General features: G+C 48.4%; 19 protein-coding genes. 9 read left to right on the top strand and 10 right to left on the bottom strand.

Features of this window, described 5'->3' with window-relative positions; all coding sequences use genetic code 11:
• Position 1: 1 nt before the first annotated feature.
• The 6 genes from NG795_RS02220 to sipA form a co-directional block, all read right to left on the bottom strand.
• Positions 2 to 694, bottom strand: coding sequence for a GDYXXLXY domain-containing protein (locus NG795_RS02220; RefSeq protein ID WP_367287029.1), 693 nt, complete (start codon positions 692 to 694; stop codon positions 2 to 4).
• Between the two features lie 145 nt (positions 695 to 839).
• The gene (locus tag NG795_RS02215) at positions 840 to 2,300 is read right to left on the bottom strand and encodes a DUF2157 domain-containing protein (RefSeq protein ID WP_367287028.1); all 1,461 of its coding nucleotides are present in this window, start codon (positions 2,298 to 2,300) and stop codon (positions 840 to 842) included.
• A 173-nt stretch (positions 2,301 to 2,473) separates the two neighbouring features.
• Complete coding sequence (locus NG795_RS02210; protein WP_367287027.1) at positions 2,474 to 3,106, bottom strand: F0F1 ATP synthase subunit B family protein; 633 nt, start codon at positions 3,104 to 3,106, stop codon at positions 2,474 to 2,476.
• Positions 3,019 to 3,567, bottom strand: a complete 549-nt coding sequence (coaD, locus tag NG795_RS02205; protein WP_367287026.1) for a pantetheine-phosphate adenylyltransferase — start codon at positions 3,565 to 3,567, stop codon at positions 3,019 to 3,021. Before coaD ends, NG795_RS02210 begins: the two co-directional genes overlap by 88 nt.
• A 727-nt stretch (positions 3,568 to 4,294) precedes the next feature.
• Positions 4,295 to 5,194 (bottom strand): YegS/Rv2252/BmrU family lipid kinase, encoded by a 900-nt coding sequence (locus tag NG795_RS02200; protein WP_367287025.1) that lies wholly within the window; start codon positions 5,192 to 5,194, stop codon positions 4,295 to 4,297.
• Positions 5,191 to 5,451 (bottom strand): regulatory protein SipA, encoded by a 261-nt coding sequence (gene sipA, locus NG795_RS02195; protein ID WP_261199125.1) that lies wholly within the window; start codon positions 5,449 to 5,451, stop codon positions 5,191 to 5,193. The genes NG795_RS02200 and sipA overlap by 4 nt, the downstream gene beginning before the upstream one ends.
• A gap of 574 nt (positions 5,452 to 6,025) precedes the next feature.
• Between sipA and NG795_RS02190 the strand changes: the two genes are divergently transcribed.
• Both NG795_RS02190 and NG795_RS02185 read left to right on the top strand, forming a co-directional pair.
• The gene (locus NG795_RS02190) at positions 6,026 to 7,870 is read left to right on the top strand and encodes a CheR family methyltransferase (protein WP_367287024.1); all 1,845 of its coding nucleotides are present in this window, start codon (positions 6,026 to 6,028) and stop codon (positions 7,868 to 7,870) included.
• A gap of 199 nt (positions 7,871 to 8,069) precedes the next feature.
• Positions 8,070 to 9,413: a PAS domain-containing sensor histidine kinase gene (locus NG795_RS02185; protein WP_367287023.1), complete on the top strand. Its 1,344-nt coding sequence runs from the start codon at positions 8,070 to 8,072 to the stop codon at positions 9,411 to 9,413.
• 96 nt (positions 9,414 to 9,509) lie between these two features.
• Here NG795_RS02185 and NG795_RS02180 read toward each other — a convergent pair whose 3' ends face one another.
• Entirely contained in the window at positions 9,510 to 9,641 is a 132-nt protein-coding gene (locus NG795_RS02180) for a hypothetical protein (protein WP_367287022.1), read from the bottom strand.
• Between the two features lie 30 nt (positions 9,642 to 9,671).
• A complete protein-coding gene (locus NG795_RS02175) occupies positions 9,672 to 11,009 on the bottom strand; it encodes a ferredoxin reductase family protein (protein ID WP_367287021.1) in 1,338 nt (445 codons plus the stop codon).
• A 261-nt stretch (positions 11,010 to 11,270) separates the two neighbouring features.
• Between NG795_RS02175 and NG795_RS28420 the strand changes: the two genes are divergently transcribed.
• Positions 11,271 to 12,710 carry an APC family permease gene (locus tag NG795_RS28420; RefSeq protein ID WP_436836020.1) on the top strand — a complete coding sequence of 480 codons (1,440 nt, stop codon included), beginning with the start codon at positions 11,271 to 11,273 and terminating at the stop codon, positions 12,708 to 12,710.
• A 6-nt stretch (positions 12,711 to 12,716) separates the two neighbouring features.
• Positions 12,717 to 13,499: an APC family permease gene (locus NG795_RS28415; protein ID WP_436836019.1), complete on the top strand. Its 783-nt coding sequence runs from the start codon at positions 12,717 to 12,719 to the stop codon at positions 13,497 to 13,499.
• Positions 13,500 to 13,899: 400 nt separating this feature from the next.
• Here NG795_RS28415 and hisA read toward each other — a convergent pair whose 3' ends face one another.
• Positions 13,900 to 14,673: a 1-(5-phosphoribosyl)-5-[(5-phosphoribosylamino)methylideneamino]imidazole-4-carboxamide isomerase gene (gene hisA / locus NG795_RS02165; protein ID WP_367287020.1), complete on the bottom strand. Its 774-nt coding sequence runs from the start codon at positions 14,671 to 14,673 to the stop codon at positions 13,900 to 13,902.
• A 347-nt stretch (positions 14,674 to 15,020) separates the two neighbouring features.
• Between hisA and NG795_RS02160 the strand changes: the two genes are divergently transcribed.
• From NG795_RS02160 to NG795_RS02140, 5 genes are all read left to right on the top strand, one after another.
• A complete protein-coding gene (locus tag NG795_RS02160) occupies positions 15,021 to 16,490 on the top strand; it encodes a GH25 family lysozyme (RefSeq protein WP_367287019.1) in 1,470 nt (489 codons plus the stop codon).
• 204 nt (positions 16,491 to 16,694) lie between these two features.
• On the top strand, positions 16,695 to 19,145 hold the full coding sequence (locus NG795_RS02155) for a dynamin family protein (RefSeq protein ID WP_367287018.1): 2,451 nt from the start codon (positions 16,695 to 16,697) through the stop codon (positions 19,143 to 19,145).
• Positions 19,146 to 19,255: 110 nt separating this feature from the next.
• The gene (locus NG795_RS02150) at positions 19,256 to 19,615 is read left to right on the top strand and encodes a KGK domain-containing protein (RefSeq protein WP_367287017.1); all 360 of its coding nucleotides are present in this window, start codon (positions 19,256 to 19,258) and stop codon (positions 19,613 to 19,615) included.
• 189 nt (positions 19,616 to 19,804) lie between these two features.
• The gene (locus tag NG795_RS02145; RefSeq protein WP_367287016.1) at positions 19,805 to 20,050 is read left to right on the top strand and encodes an HNH endonuclease; all 246 of its coding nucleotides are present in this window, start codon (positions 19,805 to 19,807) and stop codon (positions 20,048 to 20,050) included.
• Between the two features lie 151 nt (positions 20,051 to 20,201).
• On the top strand, positions 20,202 to 20,870 hold the full coding sequence (locus tag NG795_RS02140; RefSeq protein ID WP_367287015.1) for a helix-turn-helix transcriptional regulator: 669 nt from the start codon (positions 20,202 to 20,204) through the stop codon (positions 20,868 to 20,870).
• A gap of 23 nt (positions 20,871 to 20,893) precedes the next feature.
• Here the strand turns inward: NG795_RS02140 and sppA are convergent, their stop codons facing one another.
• Positions 20,894 to 22,723: a signal peptide peptidase SppA gene (gene sppA / locus NG795_RS02135; RefSeq protein WP_367287014.1), complete on the bottom strand. Its 1,830-nt coding sequence runs from the start codon at positions 22,721 to 22,723 to the stop codon at positions 20,894 to 20,896.
• Positions 22,724 to 23,103 lie beyond the last annotated feature (380 nt).

Below are 23,103 nucleotides of genomic sequence, written 5' to 3'. Positions count from 1 at the left end.
TTCAATTTGAGAGGGAATAGTTGCGATCGCCGACCCACAAATTAACCGGGACGGCCTTTCCTCGCGGATTTACTTTGAGTTGGATGATTAAGGGTTCTAGTTTTTCCTCCTGGTCCGTCAAGTCCAAGCTTGCCAAAATTTCCTCCCGTTGCGATCGCATGAGGTCAAATTTTTCTCCCTCATATTCCACCAAGTCTTCTGAGGTTCTTCCCTTAATCATCACTTGATTTTCCCCTAATTCCGTGGGGCGATCGCTACTTAATCTCACCGCTACCCAAGGCGTTGGCGCGTCCCCAGTTTTTTCCGGTGTCGGCGGTTCCAAAATTACATAGAGGGTCAAATCTGGGTCTAGCAATTTAGCATCTGGATTACACTGATTCTTCCGATTTCGGGGTTGTTTATTCCGGGGACAAGGCACAGGTGTTCCCGGTAGGTCTTTCCATCCGGGAATTTCTTCTAGTTTTTTAAAGCTGGAAATGTTATAACTGACCTGATTAGAAGAATTTCTAATAAATTTACTCAAGTTGACAGGTTCGGTTTCTAAGGTCACTAATTTGCCATTTGCTTCGGTATCCACTGCAAAAAATGCCCCGGTTAGCATGGCGGAAGTTTGAATGACTAGAGGAATTAAAAATCGGCCTAACACGAATCTGGGTTTGATTTTTTCGGGAGAAGAATGCTGCTCGTTTTGCATAATTGATAAAAACCCCTTTTAACAACCCTGGAGTAACAGTAGGAATTAAAAGCAAGCCAGATGCTTGCACTCCAAAATTGTAGGTAAAGAACTGGGAAAAAGGCTATCTCGTTATTTTAAATTACTTTGCATGAGGGTGGGCGATTCATTCTCTCGTTAACTCTTCGTCTTCAATGGATTTAATTCGACTGCCTACGGCTAGGCCAATAGCAATTGTCGCCATTCCGCAGAGAACAAAGACGATGGATTTTAAGACTAATCCGGTTTCATACTCTAGGACTCGGGTGAGAATTTGCAAGGTTAAGAGTAGGGTTCCCCACCAAAAAATTCGCCGATCGCCTTGGGTGAGACCCTGACGCATCAATCCGTATGCTAACAAAAATAGCAGGATGTTAAAGATTAAGGGACCCAGCAGGGGTAAGGGTTGGATGCCAAAATGCCAAAATAGCATCCCGGTGGCGATCGCAATCACGAGGGCGATCGCATGATTCAAGTAGGCATCGGGGGATGAAAAACGCCGGAAATTATCCCCAGGGCTGCTAAAATGCCACACCAAGGCCAGCCAACTCCCGAGGACGATCAGTATATCAAGGAGGTAAGCGAACCCTTGTTGGAGGGGAATTTCGGCAATGGTGGGGTCCCACGGCGCGAGGGGGGAAGCGGAGGACCAAAACCAATGGAAGGAGATGACATAAAACGAGAGGGCGAGAAAGATTAGAGCAAAGGTGCGGGCGACTGGTCGAAAATGGGGGAGCTCTTTGCCTCCCTCAAATAGGGAGGTGACTTGCCAAGGTTGATCATCATAACTCCAGAGGAGGGCCGGGGGTAGGGCGTAGGCGATCGCCAGCATCCAATGATTCGGTACATTCAGCAGACTGAACCCCACGATTAGATTGACTTGCATCGACTGAATTAGAACCAGGGTCGCCAATCCAAAAATCCAGGGCGATCGGCACCAGTAGGCTAGGGGCACTAACAGGAAGGCGGAAATTAAGGGCAGATGGAGGACCACAGTCCGGATCCAAAACAATCCATCACCCTGATACACCTGGGCTAAACCGGGCCAGTATCCTGCCCCAATTAACAGAGTCGCTAAAATTCCACAGCCGGTCAAACGTAAGCTATAGGCCATGACCAGGACCGCCCCCCCCCAAATTAACCAAAATTCTCCCAGGGACGGACTCATGAGGAAAATTTCCCCAATCAGGCTCATGTTTAATCCGAGGAGGAGGGAACTCAGAAAGAATAATCCATGTCCCGTGCGGGTTTGCCATCCCAGGAAGCGATGCGATCGCCCCAGGGGATCGCCCCACAAATAGAAGGCGCACAGATTCACAGCAATGAAGATTCCCACCAATAGGGCGGTTTTGCTTTCCCGGGACCAGACCTCCCAATTGGCTTGGACTAAGGCGATCGCACCGCTACTGATCAGCAATGCGCCCAACCCCACCAAGATGGCAACAAACCGATTCTGATTCGGGCCATCGAGGGTTTCAAACCCATAGCGACTGGACAATTCTTGATACTGCTCCTCGGAAATCAAGCCCTCCATCGTCCATGAGCGAGCCTCTGTGCGTAATTGGCGGCGAAACTTTTCCGAAACCATGCAGGGAAAGGATAAAAGATGACAGCATTGAAGGGCAAAAACCCGCTGGTTGGGTTGGGGGTATCAAGGGTGATAGTCCCCCTTGAGGGGGCGGGGACCCCGTTGTTCAGTTCACAAGGGGTCAAGAGCATCAGCGTCTGGTTGGGGGCGGGTTTGGATGAGGGGCTAGGGGTTTACTTAGATTCCGGATCGAGTTGGGATCTGCCGTTACGAATGACGCGCAACATTTCGGAGAGTTGGCTTTCCAGGTTGTAGAGGACGCGATCGGCATAATCATCCGCCCCTTTTTCGATCGCCTCCGCTTCAGCGATCGCCCGGGACCTCATCTCCTCTAGATCCTCCATCGCTTGCCGTCGCAACCGTTCGATTTCCGAAATAGTCTGTTCCTGGGCGGATTCGCAGTCAAGCTGGACCTGTTGGCGCAGATGGTCTGATTCTAGCTTTGCCTGTCGGACAATCCCCATTTCATCGAGAATTTGGGCCGCCCTTTGCTCGGCAGCTTCCAAAATTTCCTGGGCATATTGTTCGGCTTGAACAATGATTTCGTCTTTGTGGCGGATGATTTCCTCTACTTCCTCAAAGGCAGTAGGTAAATTCAGCCGCAGGAGATCGAGCTGCTCTAGCAACTGCTCCTCATCCACCAGGGTCCTTCCCGTAAACGGGATGCGCGGACTTTCGAGAATCATCTCCTCCAGTCGGTTTAGTTCCCTCTGGATATCTAGGAGTCCCTGCTCGTGCTCGGGAGATTCTTCTGGGAGACTCGATCTGTCGTCTGGGTCAATCCGGGCTGTGTCTTGGCGTAACATCGGTAGATATCAAGCGCAACGTGCTGGGGAACAAGGTGATCGATGGAGCCGCCAAATCGGGCAACTTCCTTTACTACACTACTGCTTAAAAAGCTGTATTCGTTAGAAGTTGCTAAAAAAACGGTCTCGATTTCAGTAGCTAGGGTTTTGTTGGTATGAGCCATTTGGAGTTCTAGCTCAAAATCCGAGAGCACTCGGAGTCCTCGTAACAGGACACTCGCCCCTCGAATTCTGGCATAGTTCACCGTCAAGCCCTCAAAACAGTCTATTTCTAAATTAGACAAATGGGGGGTCGCAAGGCGAATCTGCTCTAAACGCTCTTGCACGGTAAACAGTGGGGTTTTATTGGGATTGATGACCACCGCCACAATCACCTGGTCAAACAGCTTACACCCTCGCTCTATGATGTCAAGGTGACCTAGGGTAATGGGATCAAAGCTGCCCGGATAAATTGCAATCACAAGAATTTAGTTAGATTCGCAGTTAGGGACTTTAGAGAGCAAGTCCGGTAGCCTTTCGGTTAGGGCAAATGTGCCGTTTGGACATTTGCTTTTGTTGAAATGGCAACGGCTAATGCACCCCATCATACCACCTTTAGGATGACTGGCAACTCAACTTCCTCTTTTGTTGATAGTTAGGGTTGATTTCTGACCCCGGGACTGCCTATTTTTACGGGAATTTTTGAGAAGATATCTGCTCGCGGTGAACAGTTCAGGTCATTTGGATTCTGACCCATCAATTAAAGGTCAAATCAGGGATTTTTATAAAAAAAGTGAGGCAGGCCGTAGGGTGCAGGGTAGGAGTGCGATCGCTCAAAAATGATGCTCTTAATTGGGCTGCCCTACAATTGACGAAGGTCACGACTTCGGCAAAATATCAGGCATAAAGACAGAAGATGGAGACATTTTTCGATTAAAACTGAGACTTGGGTCCTCGTGAGGGGGCTGCTGCCGCGTCATGCACTCTGGAGGCTCTGCCTCCAGTCCGGAAGCAAGGGCTTATCGTTGCCTATTGTACCTCTCACGGCTTGTTCCTCGTCATCAGAGCTACAGGCGCTTAAGCCGCAGAAAGTGCGTGACGCGGCAAGCAGCCCCCTCACGAGGACCTTAAGGCTTAAGGACTGAAGGGGACCCTACGTGGCCTCATCCTTCATCCTTCATCCTTCATCCTTCATCCTTCCTCTGGGGACTAGATATCCGGAACCATGACATTTAAACTCAGGGGAACGCATTCAATTTCTACAGGTGTAGTCCCTCTGAGTTCCCCATCCACGGTCACTTTTTGGGGAGGATTGGTGGTGACTTTGATGCGATTTGTCCGCAGGTATAGGACATCATTGTGTTGAGAAGCGACTCCCCGTAATGCGCCTGTCATCAAGCTAGAAACCGCTCCCAAGGTACTCATTTCGGTCTGGGTCGATAGAATCGTGACATCGAGCAATCCATCATCGGGGATGACACCTCCGGGTCCTTGGGCCAGGACTGAGGTGGCGGGTGCAGCATTGGCAACGGTGACAGCGATCGCCCGCAGTCTGCTGATTTCTCCATCCATTTCCAGCTCGACATCAAAGGACTGAATATCCCAGAGTTTTTCGATTCCCGCGACTAAATATGCCATTGCGCCAAACCAATTTTTGGCCTCGCGATCGGCTTGTTCGACGGTTTCGGCTTCCCATCCAATTCCGGTGAGCAAAATGCAGGGTTTCCCGTTACAAGTTGCGCCATCGATCGCCCGGATTAGTCCAGATAAAATCGTCTGACAGGCACCGGGTATATTGGTGGGAATTCCCAAGGCAACAGAAAAAGCATTGGCAGTCCCTCTGGGGATCACCCCTAGGGGAATTTCTGTCGTAATTAAGGCTTCAGCGACTGCAGAAACCGTGCCATCGCCACCGGAGGCAATCACTAAATCAACCCCTCGGGCGACTGCCTCATGAGCCAGTTGACTCGGGTCTAAATCGGGTTCCGTATAGCGGATATCCAGGGTAATTTCTGGTTCTAAAAGTGAGAAAATCTGTTTGAGTTCGGCCTCGGGATTGCCTTTTCCAGAACAGGGATTAAAAATTAAGCAAGCTGAACGGGTGCTCATTCGTTTTCTGCGGTTCCTTCCTGAGAGGTTTCGACGGTATCTTGTATGGGTTCAATATAGTGGCTTTCGATGAGAAATGCCCCTTTTTTAAAGCGGACGCTCCAATATCCGCCGGGTTTGCGATCGAAAATCGTCCCTTCTTCCCCCAGGCTGACGGCGTTGGGTGGACGGAGCATGGGGATGGGTTCTGCGGTTTTCAGGTAGGCGGGTAAAGCGACAACCCGGACGCGATCGCCCAGGGTAAATTCTTTTGACATTGCTTTGAGAATTTTGAGGACTTATCTCTTAAATTTTAAAGGATAAAATCCATCTCGTCCCAACCGACTAAATGGTGGTATGATTGAAGGATAAAGGTAATCAGGACTGACCTGAACCCTATTACCTTAAAATTTCTTCAATCTTCTACCTAATTAGAGGTATTAATCAACGTAATAAGGCCCTAATCTCTCCGGGAGAGAGCCAATGCGATCGCCCCTTGTTAATCCGTCGGCTTTTGATACTGTAACTCTCCCTATTTTCCGAGGTGGGCTCATTCTTTCCAACCGAATACTTGGGCACCTAGCTGCGGACTATCCTACCCCCGGTGTTCATCGGACCCTATTTCAATTAACAATAGGAATACACTTCCCAATAGACTATCGGAGATTTTGAGCCACAGCAGTGCCAGCGCAGGCGAGCAGGGGCAACCTTAAAATCTACAGAAATCGGTAAGATCCGCTATTGCACCCGTAACTTTTATGAGAAAACATAAAGTCTCGACTGCAATGCTAACTGACTTTCGCTGATTCTCTCCTATTCTCTCTTAACTGCGTCCTCATGACCCAAGCAACAATGACTGCAACTGATCAGACTTCCATCTTTGAAACACTTCTAGAGTATCTGCGCCGATCGCGAGGCTTTGATTTTGTTGGATATAAGCGTTCCTCCCTCCAGCGTCGAGTCACCAAGCGAATGCAGGTGCATCACATTGACAACTTTGGGGATTATCTGGAGTACCTGCAAGCTCACCCCGAAGAATTCCCCGCCTTATTTAACACCATATTAATTAACGTTACTAGCTTTTTTCGAGATCTCACGGCATGGGAACAGTTAGCCACCCATACCCTGCCGCAGATTATCAAACACAAATCCCCGGATGAACCTCTGCGCTTCTGGACTGCTGGTTGTGCCTCGGGAGAAGAAGCCTACACTTTGGCTATTTTACTGGCAGAAGTCCTCGGCATGGAAGAGTGTCTGCGCCGGGTGAAAATTTACGCCACCGATGTAGATGAGGAGGCTTTGGCACAGGCACGGAATGCCAGCTATAAAGCCAAAGACATCGAGTCCATCTCAAAGGAGTTCCAGCAGCGATACTTTAAGCAGGTGGGCGATCGCTTCGCAGTGGATAGGGAGCTCCGTCAGGTGGTGATTTTTGGTCGTCATGACTTGATTCACGATGCTCCCATTTCTCGCATAGATTTGCTGGTATGCCGCAACACCCTGATGTATTTTAATGCGGAAACCCAAAAGCAGATTTTGGCTCGCTTTCATTTTGCTCTCAAAGACACGGGCTGTTTATTTTTAGGTAAAGCCGAAATGCTACTCACTCACTCCGATCTGTTTAGTCCCTCAAACTTACAGCACCGGATCTTTCAGAAAGTGCGAAAAATGGACCGGCGTGAGCGCCTCTTAATCTTAGCGCAGAGTAAAAAAGAAGAAGCCGGAATGCGTTCGGCTTTAAATATCCGGCTGTTGGAAGAGGCTTTTGATGCCATGCCCGTGGCGCAAATTGTAGTGGACTCTCAGAGCAATCTCGTCCTAGCCAATCAGTTAGCTCGGTCCCATTTTGACATTGATAGCCTGGACCTGGGACGACCCTTCCAAGATTTAGAAATTTCTTACCGTCCCTTGGAGTTGCGATCGCCGATTAAACGGGTTTACAAAGAAGGTAACTCGATTCTCTTTAGCGATGTAATTCGCACTAAGAGCGATGGCAGCATTCAGTATTTGGATATCGAACTCTCTCTCTTACAGGAAAATCCCAGGAATCCCCTCGGCGTGAGTATCACGTTTAACGAAGTTACTCGGTATCACCAGCTACAAGAGCAACTCGAACGGTCTAAGCAGGAACTCGAAACGGTGAATGAGCAACTCCAGTCTAGGAAGGATGAACTGGAGACGACCCACGAAGAACTCCAGTCCAGCCATGAAGAATTGGAGACGACCAACGAAGAACTCCAGTCTACCAATGAAGAGTTGGAGACGACCAATGAAGAACTTCAATCCATCAATGAGGAACTGCAAACCATCAATGATGAACTCGGGCGAAAAACGATAGAACTGAATCAAGGTAATGCTTTTTTAGAGTCTATTTTTGCCAGTCTGCAATCAGCGGTGATTGTGGTAGACCGTCAATTTCAAATTCAAACTTGGAACGAAGCGGCCCAAAAGCTCTGGGGACCGAAATCTGATGAAGTGCAGAATAAATCTCTCTTTGGTTTGGATATTGGCTTGCCCGTGGAACGTCTGCGCGAACCCCTTTATCAATGCTTGAGTGGAACACACCCGGGTCAAGAAATCCTCATCAATGTGTTAAATAGTCAAAGTGACTTGATTCAGTGCCGCCTGAGTTTTAATCCGCTCAAAGATGGGAGCAAAGAACCTCATGGGGTGATTCTGTTCATCAAGGAAGTTTAACCGGGTCTGTTTTCTTGAACCGGGTCTCTTCTATCCCCTGAGATTTGGGCCTGGATTTCCCTAAAATAATTACCGGATAAACCGGGAGTCCCCACTGAACTCCCCCCTTGAGTTTTTAAATTTTTTTTTCGGTTCGGTGGATGCAATCTGCAATTAGCGACTATCCTAAAGTTAGACTGAAACGGTAAGGAGAAATAAGATGGAAATTTTAACGGGGCAGGTTGAACAGGCTAGAGAGCGTTTAGAGCAGATGCAACTACTCGCTCAGGAGTTTTCCTTACGTCCACCCGACTTGTTAGAACAGGTGTTTGGCGAACTCTCAACGGCATTGGAAGAACTGCACGTTGCGACAGAGGAGCTTCAAGAGCAAAATCAACAACTGCTCTCGACTCGTGGACAAGTAGAAATAGAGCGGGAGCGCTATCAAAAGTTATTTGAAGGAGCACCGGAAGCTTATTTGGTGACCAATGCAGTTGGGGTGATTGAAGAAGCGAATGCGGCAGCCGAACAGTTATTTAATGTGCGTCGCCCCTTTCTGATAGATAAACCCCTGGCAGTTTTTGTGATCCTAGAAGAACGGAGTGCCTTTCGCAGCCAACTAGAGCAACTCAGAACTGTGGGACCCTTAACGGAATGGGAAGTGCAAATGCTCCCGCGCGATCGCGAGTCATTTCCCGCTGCAATTTCTGTTTCTCCAGTTCAGGACATCCCGGGAAATCCCATTGGCTTTCGCTGGTTAATTCGCAATATTAGCGATTTAAAAGAAGCGGAAAAAACTCGCCAAGAGCTTGCCGTACAACAGGAATTACATCTCGTTAAGTCTCGATTTATTCAAATCCTTTCCCATGATTTTCGCACCCCCTTGAATACGATTCATCTATGCACCCAACTCCTAGAGCGATATAGTGACGGAGTAAAGCAATCTAAAATAAATCCACTTTTTGAAAGAATTCGGGGAACCCTTAAACAAATGACTGTGCTTTTAGATGAGGTTTTAATTTTTAATGGAGACAAATCTTCCTGTGAACCTCATTTTTCTCAAGTCGATTTAGAAAAGTTTTGTTGGAAGCTGATAGAAGACTACAAAGACCTATATAAGCCGGGAGAGCGCTCGATAAATTTTCATGCCAGTGGAGACTGTTTCTCGGTTTTTACCAATACCAAATTGCTCATACATATTTTTCGGAATATCTTATCAAACTGTTTTAAATTCACTCAAGAATTTAGCCAAATAAACGTTTTTTTACAGTGTGAAAATACCCAGATTATTTTGAAATTTTGCGACCAAGGCTTAGGAATTTTACCCGAGGATCTCCCTCACCTGTTTAACATCTTTTATCGAGGGAATAATATCGGGGATATTCCCGGGTCGGGTTTAGGATTGGCGATCGCTAAAAAATCCGTAGACTTGCTCGGTGGGGAAATCTCCGTGGAGAGCACCGTCGGCGTGGGTACAACTTTAACCATTACCCTCCCCACCCACTCAACCTCAAAATCCTTACCCTTACCGTTAAAAACAAGCCTACTCTCACGCCTAGAATAGACTTTTCACCGGAGGCTGAGGGGAGTGAAAAGGAGGATAGGCTAACCCGGTTCACCTCTGACTCCAAACAATTTCAGTGGCTCAACATTGGCTCCCCTATTTAACCACAGCCCCTGTGGTTTGCCGCGAGGGACCCGGGCGGTTTTGTAACCAGGCAAATAACGCAGCATTGGCTAACAAAATCACCGTAATAATTGCCACAATTTGCAGCATGATACTATAACGCATTGACTCTCCTCATTTTAATGAAACCGGAAATCAAACTAAATTAAAATGCTCCATGTGGACATGAGTCACGGGCACATTTAGCTCGTAAAATGCCGCTTCTACCCCATCCATCATTTTCGGTGAGGCACAGATAAAATACTGACGACTTCCGGCATGAGTCGGCATATATTTTTCCAAAAGCTCTTTATCCACATAGCCGGTTTCCCCTTCCCAATCATCCGGGGGTTCTCTCAAGACATGGACAATGGTCAGGTCTAACTGGTCTTTAAGTGCTTCTAACTCTTCCCGAAAGGTAATATCATCCCAGGTTTTGCTCCCATAAATCAACAAAAAAGGCCGGTCATCTTTTCGTTCACAGGCGGTTACCAACATACTCATCATGGGTGTAATCCCAATCCCTCCAGCCACCAGAACAAATCCAGCGGTATCCCAATATTTGTCAATGGTAAAAGTGCCATAAGGTCCATCGAGGAAGGCTTTCGTCCCCGGTTTCACGTCCTTAATAGTTTTGGTGAAATCTCCTAATGCCTTGATGCTAAACTCTAAGCGTTCGGCATGGTCTCCAGAAGATGACATGGAAAAGGGATGTTCGCGCATCCGAAAGGGAGAAATTTCTAGGGTAATCCAGGCAAATTGTCCCGGATGAAAGGTGATGCCTTCATGACCTCTGGGTCTCAATGCCAAGGTCCAAACATCTCCGCGTTGGGGGATGACTTCTTCTACAAGATAGAGTTTTCGCGTCATTAACCAGGGTTTAACCAGGCGAACATAGATTAATAACAATAAGGCTAAAACCCCGACCGAACTCCATAGCACAATTTTCCAGAAGAAGTTTAAGTAATAGCCAACGCCGACAGCGTGTGCGATCCCAAAACCCACGGCACTGACGGCTAAAATGCCATGAGCAATCCGCCATTCCTCATAGGGAATTCCCAGGCGCTTGCGCCAGACGGAAGTTATCACCAGAATAATCAGCGCTACGGTGCCCGTCACCGCAAATCTCGCCCGCCAAGGTGCTTGGAAAACGTTTAACAGTTCTAGGGTCTCCGGTTCGTTAATAAATAAAATTAACGGATGGATAATAATCAGGGTAAAGGCGACGAGAGAAATGTAGCGGTGAAACTGGAGGATGATATCAATGCCATAAGAAGACTCGATGTGATGGATCCGGGCGGTTAAGGCAAACTGCAAGGCAATCATCGCCAGTCCGATAAACCCGAGGGCAACGGAAAATTCTGTCCAGAAATCTCTCGCTTCTGGAGGAGCGTGCAAAATCAGCACCAGCAAGGGTAAAAGCGCGATCGCAATATATAAAGCAATCCAGAACGCGGCTACCGCTACTGGACTTCTCATCAGTAGGCGTTGCATTCTAAATCTCCTTGACGAATATTTGCCTTACCATAAGGGTAAGGGTAAACGTAGGTGGATGCAACTGATATCTATCTTGAGGATTAGTTGGAATCAAGGGTGAGAAATCGGGTCTGTTGTTCTATCTATCTTCATGAGAGGGAACGTTGATCCATCCCATTTCCTTGCTCCCTTTGTTTGATCCCGCTCTCCAAGGTTCAGGAGCCTTCTGGGGCGGCGATCGTCTAAGGTGGGATGTAGTTATTGCCATTATCAGTCCTTATGCCGAGCTTTTCCTTATTTCGTCGTCCGTCCCCAGACCCGGTAAATCCTCCTGTATCGGGTGGTTTGGGCACTTTTGGCGGCGTTTATACCCCGTCGATTTTGACCATTCTCGGGGTGATCATGTATTTAAGATTTGGATGGGTGGTGGGTAATGTTGGCTTAATTGGCACTTTAATTATTGTCACCCTCGCCACCTCAATCACCTTTTTCACGGGTCTCTCTATTTCTGCGATCGCCACCGATCGCGTCGTGCGAGTGGGGGGAGCCGACTACATGATCAGCCGGTCCCTGGGAATTGAAACTGGCGGTGCCGTGGGTATTCCCCTGTATTTTGCCCAAGGACTTTCTGTCGCCCTATACACCATTGGGTTTGCCGAAAGCGTTGTGGAGGCATTTCCGGAATTCAGAACCATGCAACGGGCGATCGCCCTAATCACCACCCTCGCTGTGGCCCTGCTTGCCATGAAATCAGCCCGGACCGCCATCCGTGCCCAATATTTCATCATGGCGGCGATCGTTCTCTCTCTGGTTTCCTTTGCCTTCGGCAGTCCCGTCGAGAACACCGTCATCGAACTATGGGGCGCTAAACCGGAAAATTCCGAATCCTTCTGGGTGGTTTTCGCCGTCTTCTTCCCAGCCGTTACCGGCATCATGGCGGGGGTGGGAATGTCCGGCGACTTGCGCGACCCTTCCCGTTCTATTCCCGTGGGCACCCTCGCTGCTGTAGGCACCGGCTATGTGATTTATATGGGACTGCCAGTCCTCCTCGCTATGCGGGCCGATGCCAGTACCCTGATTGCTAATCCCTTGATTATGCAACAAATGGCCTTCTGGGGACCGGCTATTCTCCTGGGAGTCTGGGGGGCGACTTTATCCAGTGCCTTGGGGAGTATTTTAGGTGCACCTCGGGTCCTGCAAGCCCTAGCAAGGGATGGCATTTTACCCTCTGGTCTGAAGATACTCGGGAACGGAAGAGGACCGGATGATGAGCCGTTTATCGCCACCTGCGTCACCCTGGGGATTGCTGCCCTCGCTGTAGCGGTTGGGGATTTGAATACGATCGCCCCGGTCCTCACCATGTTCTTTTTAACCACCTACATGGTGTTAAATGTAGCCGCAGGCATCGAAGGCTTTTTGCAAAGTCCATCCTATCGCCCCACCTTTCGGGTCCATTGGGCGATTTCCCTCCTCGGTGCCGTCGGTTGTATCGCCGTGATGATTCTGATTGATGCGATCGCCACCGTGGTTGCTGGAATTGTCGTCCTGGGAATTTATATCTGGTTAGAACGTCGAGAACTCGAATCCGCCTGGGGAGATGTACGCCGGGGTCTGTGGATGGAAGTTGTACGGACGGGGATTTTTAACCTCAGCCATGAACCGGACACCAAAAACTGGCGACCTCACATTTTGGTGCTTTCCGGTGCACCTACAAGATGATGGAGTTTGATAGAACTCGCCACCGCCTTCACTCACAATCGCGGGTTAATTACGGTTTCCAGTGTTCTCCCGAGTGGGTCTAGGGATACGGCCCAACAAACCAAACTGGAAGCCACGATTCGGGACTATTTAGAAAAGCGGGGAGTTCAAGCCTTAGTGAGATTAATTACCGCCCCAGACCCCTTTGTTGGGGCGGAAAATTTAGTAGAAATTTATGGACTCGGACCCTTAGTGCCGAATACCATTGTACTGGGAGATAGTGAGGAACCGTCCCATCGCGATCGCTATTGTGACATGATCGCCAACCTACACCAAGCCAAGCGGAACCTGATTATCTTTCGGGAAAATGCCGACAAGGGGTTTGGTAAACGTCGCCGGATTGATGTGTGGTGGGGTGGATTACAAGCCAATGGCGGTCTGATGTTGATTTTGGCCTATTTAGTCCGAACCAGCAGCCAATGGCAAAATGCCCAAGTCTATCTCAAACTGGTTGTCCCCGATCGCACTGCTGCCGAGTCTGCCGAAGCGAATATCGCCTCCTTGGTAAAACAATTACGCATCGGTGCCATTCCAGAAGTTCTGGTTGCTGATGGACAATCCTTTAATGAGATTCTGCATGAGTCTTCCCAAGACACGGATCTCGTCTTCCTCGGCATGGCCACCCCTCGCGAAAATTATACGGATTACTATGAACAATTACAAGCTCGCGCTGCCGGTTTACCCACCACAATTTTTGTCCTGGCTGCCCCAGATTTTGCCTTTGAAGAGGTGTTAACCGACAATGCTTAATGCCGGATTTGTAGAAACATCATTCTGAACGGATTCCCTCTTAGTTTGTAGTAACGACTTTAGCAACAACCGGCGGGGGATAAATCCCCCGCCTAATAGCTAAAGTCGGTTAAAACCGACTGAAAATATTAAGGTAAAAGGGTTTCATCGGTTGTCAACAGACATCTTGTCCCATTCTCAACACCTATAGGGTTTTAAACGTTGGGGGGCTGTAGCAGCGCTTCTATGAGCGCCGCTACGTCGGTTAAAAACCGACTAATAACATTACTGGAGAAGGCGTTCAGTCGGTTTCAACCGACTTTAGCTATTAGGCGGGGGATTTATCCCCCGCCGGTTATCGCCCCCTTCAGTCGTTCCCACAAAACCCCGCCCAATCGGGCGGGGTTTTTCTTAATTAATTTCAAGCAAAAGTAGATGACCCAAAATCCGGTGGCACATCCTGAATTCGTCCAGGACCGATCGCCTGGATTGCTTCTTTCAGGGAAACATCCCCGGTATAAAGTGCGCGTCCCACAATCACACTATTCACCCCTAAAGGTTCCAGGGCCAGCAAACTGAGCAAATCCGTCAGGGAACTCACACCACCGGAGGCCACAATCGGAATATCTATGGCCCTCGCCAGTTCCCGCAGGGCGGGAATATTCGGTCCTGCCAATGTTCCATCGCGATGAATATCCGTATAGATAATCGCCGCCACGCCTAATTCCACCATTTGTTGCGCCAATACCGTCGCTAACACTTCCGAGGTTTCCAACCATCCCCGGGTGGCAACTTTGCCATCTCGCGCATCAATTCCCACCACAATGTGACCCGGAAATTCTTGGGCGAGTTGCTGGACGAGTTCCGGTTTTTCAACTGCCACAGTGCCGAGGATGGCGCGATCAATCCCGAGGGATAATAGATTGGCAACCGAGGCATAGTCTCGCAATCCGCCACCAACTTGGATGGGGACGGATATAGCGCGGGCGATCGCCTCGATGGTTTTCAGATTACGCGGTTCCCCCGCTTTTGCCCCATCCAGGTCCACTAAATGCAAGCGAGTCGCACCTTCCTCTACCCATTGTTTGGCAACCGCCACCGGGTCTTCGTTAAACACATCCGAGCGATCGTAATCCCCCTGATACAGACGGACACAACGACCTTCTAATAAATCAATCGCTGGAATCACTTCCATAAACAATCTGACCTCAAATTTTACTCAATTACTATGGCACGGGATGAGATAAAAGTCATCGATTGCAGCTCAAGTTAAATCCTGACCCTTTCCCGATCCAATTCACCACCATCCGTATAGTTTAGCTATCACTCCCAGGGGGCATTTTCGGGAACTGGCAGGAGAAGCATGAGCTTTTTCCTTCTCAGTTTTCCCTCCTGCACAACAAGCTGCGATCGGCCCTCGTGCAGGGGCTAACACCCGAGAAATTGCCTCCTAATTGTATCAAACATCCGGCCACTTCCTTGAGAAGTTTTGCCGAAACAAAGCCACTTAAGTTCCTCACTCTTTCAACCCGATCTACCATTATGTGTGCAAAAGGTATCGACGTTTCCGATTGGCAAGACCCCGTAAATTGGAATTCCGTAGCTCGCGATGGCATGGGGTTTGCCTTTACAAAAGCAACCGAAGGCGCTACGTTTGTGGCCGATTCCTATCGCAGTAATTGGGCCGCAATCAAATCCCTGGGGATGCCACGGGGTGCTTACCACTTCTATCGTGCCAAACAAGACCCCCGCGCACAAGCGGATATTTTCCTCAAAACGGTGAAACTCGAACCGAATGATTTGCCGCCGGTTTTGGATATTGAATCCACCGATGGGGTCGGTGCAAGTTCGATTATTCGGGATATTACAACTTGGGTCGAAATTGTCGAAAAAGAAACCAAGCGTCGCCCGATTATTTACACTTTTCCCAGTTTTTGGGAACGGATTGGTGATCCTAAAATTTTCACGGATTATCCCCTGTGGATTGCTCACTATCAGACGAACAATCCCTGGGTTCCCGGGGGGTGGGATAATTGGACCTTTTGGCAATACACAGAAAGCGGTAAAGTCAGCGGAATTAATGGCGGTGTAGATATCAACTGGTTTAACGTCTGCCGCCAAGGAGGGAAAGGCTCTCATGTTAAGTATATCCAAATGTGTCTCCGGGATAAAGGATTCAATCCCGGGTCTATTGATGGGGTATTTGGCGCAACAATGCACTCAACGGTGATGGCCTTTCAACGGGCGATGAATGTTACCGTGGATGGGATTGTGGGAATTCAGACTTGGGCGGCCTTAGTGAGCACTATTCAACCCTCGACCCAAGTGCAACCGACGCCTCCCCCGATTTATATTCCCACGCCAACACCGAGTCCGATTCCCCCGCCCACTCCTGCACCTCCTTCGCCTCCCATTCAGTCGGGTCCGACTCCTGTAATTCGGTTGATTGATGTCTGTCGATTTTATCAGGGATTTTCCCATCAAAATCAAGCATTAAATTGGTTGCAGGGTCAATTATCTCAGGCGAATTTACTAGAATTTGCCCGTCGCTGGCGGGGTCATGCTTCGGCGTCATCCCCGATTAATTTTGTGGATGTTGCAAAATTTTATCAAGGATTGCCCATGCAAGACCAAGCGATTCATTGGTTGCAGGGTCAGGTTTCCAGTGGGATTTTAACCGAATTTGCCCGGTGGTGGCGATCGGGAACCCAGCAAGTGGCGACTCAATCCACAAGTATCAGTTTGGTGGATGTTTGTGATTATTATCAAAGCTTGAGTAACCAAAAGCAGGCGCTACAGTGGTTGCAAAGTCAGATTCCTAACAGTACCTTATCCGAGTTTTCTCGGCAATGGCGTAAGTTGGCCTCGGTTCCGGTTTCTGCCAATATTTCTTTGGTAGATGTCTGTCAATTTTATCAGGGATTAAACCATCAAAAAGAGGCCATAGAATGGCTGCAACGGCAGCTACATAGTTCGGTGTTGGATGAGTTTACCCGCAAGTGGCGGGGTTAAGGGGTTAATGGGTCCAGGTTTGACGCTTCCGAGTCACCCCTGAGATCAAGTTAAATCGGCGCGAAGTCGGGGCAATTGTTCAGCAGTTGCCCCGATTTTTATTGAGGGGCAGGATTGCTTGTCAATTTTTCTGTTGATAATTTTCTAGGGAACTGTGGAATACTAAGAGACATAATGTTTTTCTGGGGCATTTTTACCACTGCTATGACTCAATTACTCCCTCAGTGTCAGCAGCTACAGGATCAGGTCGATCGCATCCTCGAATTGTTGCATCAAGAACCCGCCTTGCGACAACAGGATATCACCGCTGTTCAATCTTCTCTGAAAAAGGCCGTGGCCCCTAAGTTTGAAATTGTCTTTGCCGGGGCTTTTAGTGCGGGTAAATCCATGTTGATTAATGCCCTGTTAGAACGCGAATTACTCTACAGTGCAGAAGGTCACGCCACGGGAACCGAGTGCTATATTGAATATGCCGAACCGGACCAAGGGCGAGTGGTTCTCACGTTTTTGAGTGTTCGGGAGATTAAAGACCAGATTAAGGCTTTATGTGAGCGTCTGGGAATCGCAGACGCTACCAATATTGAGGAACCCGAAGTTCTCAAACTGTTGCGGCAGATTGGAGAAGCCAAGCTGACTAAAGAAGGGGGGGAAAGTAAATCCCAGTTAGCCAAGCAAGCGAAAGCATTAATCTTATTGCTGGATGGATTTTCCGAAAATAGCAGCCGCATCCATCCGGTGAATAATAACACCTTTTCGATGGAACAGTTTAACTTTTCCAACCTCAAAGAGGCGGCAAGTTATGCCCGACGGGGTAGCAATAGTTCGGTATTGAAACGGATTGAATATTACTGCTATCATCCCTTGCTCAAAGATGGGAATGTGCTGATTGATTTACCGGGAATTGATGCGCCGGTAAAACGGGATGCAGAACTGACCTATCGCAAGATTGAAGACCCGGAAACCTCGGCGGTGGTATGCGTCCTCAAACCGGCATCGGAAGGGGATATGACGACAGAAGAGACGGAATTGTTGGAAAAGATGCGGTCTAATCCAGGAATTCGCGATCGCGTCTTTTATGTCTTCAACCGCATTGACGAAACCTGGTATAATACCCAACTGCGGCAACGGTTAGATGACCTAATTGTTACCCAGTTCCGAGACAACAACAACCGCCTCTATAAAACCAGTGGATTGCTGGGATTTTGGGGAAGTCAAATCAAACAAACCAGCGAACGCGATCGCTACGGATTAGATTCCCTATTTGCCGAAAGCGTCAAAAACACCAGCATTCAGGAAGATACCCCGCAATTTGTCAACGAATTTAACCGCTACTGCGCCAACTCGGGGAAACTCTCCCCCAGTCAATTCAAAATTGCGGTTTACAGCTACGAAACCCCCAATGAGAACTACGTCCGCATCCTCAATGAATGCGGAACCTCTCTCATCAATCAACTGATTTCTGATAGCGGGATTGAGGAGTTTCGCACCAGCATTACCAACTATTTGACCAACGAAAAACGCCCTCTCCTCTTTAAAACCCTCGCCAATGACCTCCAACCCATCTGTCTCGTCTTAAGTCGCCATTACGTCCAACAATATCGGGACTTAGAGAGTCAACCCGTCAACATTGAAGGGTTAAAATTGCGGCGGATGGAACAACTGAATAATGACTTACGCCGCCTGGGAATGGCCTTAAATGAACATATCACCCAAGAGGTGAATGAAGTTGTAACCAATCAATGCCTCACCTTTGAGGAAGACTTCCGTAAACTGAAAGTCCGCATGGTTTGCCGTATGGATGAACTGTTGAATACCTTCTCAGTGGAAGAAGCGTATCGGCAAGCGACTTTCACCCATCCTCGCAACTCAACTGCGCCGTTATTGGCAATTTTAGTGGAGGCTTTTTATTACTTGTCTAATGAATTAGAGGAGGTATTGGCAGAAGAATCAGAACGAACGGTTGCCAATTATTTTGCCTATTTAATCGAGCGAATTCGCCGTCAGGAGTATTATCGAGACTTATGCCGATTAGTGGGCGGTGATGCGGGATTAGAACAGACGGTTAAGAATTTGGAGGTGCAAGTGCAGCAAGCGATTCGCGCTGCGGCGAGTACGGAATGCGATCGCTTCGTGCGGGAGAGTCCTCGCTTTTACGATGAAGGCACTTTTTCGATTTATCAGTTCCGAAAAGTGCTGCAACAAACCTCTCAAAGTTTTGATTGCATCAGCATGAAAGATGCAGAACCGGCGATTCGCCAGTTGTTAAAGTTGGATTTTGAACCGAAAGTCAAACACACGATTCAAAGTACCTTCCGGCAAACGGTGAATCAAACCCTAAAAACTCATTTGTTGCCGTTAGTTAAGCAGCAAGAGGAGATGATTCTCCAACAATACAACCGGGCGCGATCGCACCTAGAGAAAACCTTAGAACGAGAAGCACAGGAGCAACTCGATAGTAATCAAATCCAGTTGCAAGAAGTCCAGAAGAAAATGGCTGATTACAATCAGGTGGTTTCTGGGATTAATAGCTGTTTACAGGCGATGCTTTTAGACCGCTATCAGTTACCTTTGGCTAATTTGCAAGAGCCGATTATAGAGGTGGAACCTGTTGAAGTGGAAGATGGGGAGTTCGCCGAGGTGGTGGAGATGATTTAACGCGATTACTGTCAATAGGGTAGGATGTGTTGTGGCACATTTTACCCTATTGACAGGGTTATTTGGATAAGATACAATGGAAACGGTAATTTTTAGTTTAGCTACTTGTTATGAGCAATAATTTTGAGCCACTACGAGCGGATGAGGTTGTGTCGGTCGACAATTCTTTGAAAATATTAGTTAACCATCCAACATTCAAAACTCATGAACTAACGGAAGCCCTAATAACTCTACTAAAGAATGCCGATCGGATATTTCAAGCAGATAAAGTAGACGAAAAAATGAAATGGGGTGGCGAAGGAATCACAGCCCAAGTATTAAAATATGGAGCGGATGGCTGGCAAAAAGGAAAAGTTAGAATTAGCTTGGAATTTTGCCCAGATGAGCCAGAAGTAAAAAAAACATCGAATGAACCCAACACCAGCGAACCTGAATCACCCCTTGATGAGATTCGACGGATGCAAGAATGAGCAAAACATTGCCTCATAATAGTAGCAAAACCAATTAGGCGGCAGAACCGCAAAATGCCCCTGTCATGGCTCTGCCCTGACACGAGCATTTATTATTATATAATACTCTAATTCTTGTGACTTGGCTCTGCTGAGTCACGCACGATTGGAGGCTCTGCCTCCTGTCTATCTTTAATCTACTAAAAATCCATGAGTAAAACGCCTAGAATTCGGATTCCGCCCGCAGTTAGAGCTTATGTGTTGGAACGCGATCGCCATCAGTGCCAAAGTTGTGGCAAAATGGAACAAGAAACCGAACTGAATATTGATCATATTATTCCTCTGGCGATGGGGGGGTCCAACGATATCAGTAATCTGCAAACCCTTTGCCGTCAGTGCAATCAACGCAAAAGTGCCGACTTAGACCCTCGATTCCAGCGTCGGTTTGACTTATAATTGCTATAATTCGGATTTAAGGGAAGAATGAGGGGGACCGGATGAGGGATGAAAGACAACCAGGGACCGTCTTTTGTTCTAATCAAATGCCTGCTGCTGGGATGCTTCCGCCTTCATGCTTCCGCTTTGATCCTTCATCTTTCCATGTCCAATGACCGATGACAAACAAAAAGCAAAAGAGCAAATTCTCTACCTGTTAAAGATGCAAGGGGCCACCAGTGCGACGGACCTGGCAGAACAGTTAGAGGTGTCTCCCATGGCAATTCGCCAGCATTTACAGGCACTGCGGGGAGAGGGTTTTGTTGATTATTCGGAACAACGGCGTCCGATTGGGCGACCTGTGAAGTTGTGGCAGTTGACCGATCGCACCGTGAACTTATTTCCCAATACTCATGCCGACTTGATGGTAGAATTTCTGAATAGTTTTGAGGCAGTGTTAGGGGAAGCAGAATTAGAGAAAGTTTTGGCGGAACGATCGCGCCGACAAGTTCAAGGGTATCGCGTTCAGTTTGCCACATTAGAAGGGGATAACGGTCCAAATTCATGGCAATCCCGACTCGATCGCCAGGTGGAACGCCTTGCAGAAATTCGGACCAAGGAAGGATATATGGCAGAGGCGATCGCCCAACCGGATGGGTCCTGGTTATTCATCGAAAACCACTGTCCCATTGATGAAGCGGCGCGCACTTGTCGATTGTTATGTCGGTCCGAACTAGAAGTTTTAAAAACCCTATTTGGACCGACAGTTACCATCGAACGGGTAGAACATATTATGGAAGGTGATCGGCGTTGTGCCTATCAAATCACCCCTAATTCCTAGCCCCAAAACCACCGGACCGCATCTTAATGAATCCGGAAGGTAAAAGGCAGACGAGTGTAAGCATGGAACGGATCATTCAAATTTTTGACAATCGACACTTCCTCATACAGTTGCTGTAATTGTGCCGTTAGTGGGTCCGGTTCCGGAGTCGGAACCAGTGCTTTCAGGCGACTTCCCAGCAAGCGTTCAATCAGGATTTGTTCAAATGTGCGAGTTTGGGGATATTCCTCCAGGTTCCAATCATCACCGAGTTCTGCTAATTCCGCTGCGGCCAAAATGGCATCATTCAAACCGCCAATTTCATCCACTAACCCCAGTTTTTGTGCTTCTTGACCGGACCAAACACGACCTTGAGCAATCTCACTTACCTTTTGGGCGGGTAGATTGCGAGACTGGACAATCAGGTTTAAGAATCGCTGATAAATGCGATCGACCATTTGCTGAATAATCGCCATTTCTTGGGCGGTTCTCGGGCGGGTAATCGTATCAATATCCGCATAAGGTCCGGTTTTCACCACATCCCAGGTAATCCCCTGCTGATTGCCCAAACTCTGGACATTCAGCAGCATTCCGAACACGCCAATGGAACCCGTCACCGTATTGGGTTGAGCAAAAATTCTCGACCCATAGCTAGAAATCCAATACCCACCGGAAGCGGCGACATTTCCCATTGAGACTACAATGGGTTTGCTTTCGGCCATCAACTGAACCTCACGCTGAATCACTTCCGATGCGGTGGCAGAACCTCCGGGACTGTTCACCCGTAAGACAACCGCTTTGACATCCTCATCGCGCCGTAAGTCGCGCAATTGTTTGGCGAGGCGATCGCCTCCCACCTGAGTAGAACCGCCTTCCCCACTCACAATTTCCCCATCGGCATAGACTAGGGCAATTTGCGAGTCCGAGCGTGCCTTAGTCGCTCTTTGAGCGTCACTGACTGCCGCATAACGGGGTAGACTAATTTGCTCGAAGGTGCGGTCTTCCTCTTTTGTACCCGTGAGTTCCTTCAGTTGTGCGACGACCTCATCAAAATAGGCGAGGCGATCGACAAATCCCTGTTGTTCCGCTTCTGCTGCCATGAGCATTCCCCGGGTATTCACCACCTGCTGCACCTGTTGAGCGCTAATCTTCTCACGGCGATCGACCGTTGTCAGAAAATCACTCCAGATATCGCTTAATAACTTCTCCGTCTGTTGCCGACTTTCTGGGGAACTTTGGGTCAAGACAAAGGGTTCCACTGCGGACTTATACTTTCCGACCCGGGTCACCTGAACTCCGATGCCGTACTTCTCCAAACCTCCTGCCAAGAAAGTCGTTTCCGAACTCAACCCATTCATTTCAAGGACGCCGAGAGGATTGAGGAGAATTTCGTCAGAAACCGAGGCGAGGTAGTATTCCCCTTCACTCCAATCTTGGTCGTAGGCAATAATGGTTTTACCGCTGTCCTGAAACCGTTCGAGGGCCTCTCGCACTTCCCGCAGGGTGGCAAATCCGTTGCTGCTGCTGGAGGAAGTAGAGTGGAGGTAGATCCCGAGAATGCGATCGTCCGCTGTGGCAGCATCAATGGTTTCCACCACCTGCCGCAAGGTCATCGTACTCGGTTCCGAGTCCTCAGAGAGGGTTCGGGATAATGCTTCGGCAGTGGTGGAGGTGGGTTGAGAATCGGTGATATTCATCGAAAGGTCAAACACCAGCATCGAGTTGTTTTCGACGTTCGGTCCCGCATCTTTCGACGAAGTGGCGATCGTCCCAACAATAATCAAGAGTCCACCTAAACTCAGAGCACCTAAAACGCCTAATCCGACAATCGTCCCGAGGATACTAGCAAAGGTATATTTGAAAAAATCTCGCATTTTGCAACGGTCCTTTATGTTATCTGCGCTGCTTCCGGCGTCGGTGTTTTGAAAACAGACCCGAAATTGCGATCGCTTATCTCTTCTATGTTAATCGTTCTGGGACGTTCAGAAACCCAGCAACGGCAACGGCGGGGGCAACGGCGGGGGATAAATCCCCCGCCTAATAGCTTAAGTCGGTTAAAAACCGACTGCAAATCCCACTAAATTAAGACAAATACCACGGGATAACACTTTCAGTCGTCTTTAGACGACTTTAGCTGTTAGGCGGGGGTTTTATCCCCCGCCGCGTGGCAACACCCACCCCCGCCTAATAGCTTAAGTCGGTTAAAAACCGACTGCAAATCCCACTAAATTAAGACAAATACCACGGGATAACA

Source organism: Laspinema palackyanum D2c (genome assembly GCF_025370875.1).
GTDB lineage: Bacteria > Cyanobacteriota > Cyanobacteriia > Cyanobacteriales > Laspinemataceae > Laspinema > Laspinema palackyanum.
Note: the sequence above shows the minus strand (reverse complement) of the source record. Positions and strands in the feature narration are given on the sequence as shown.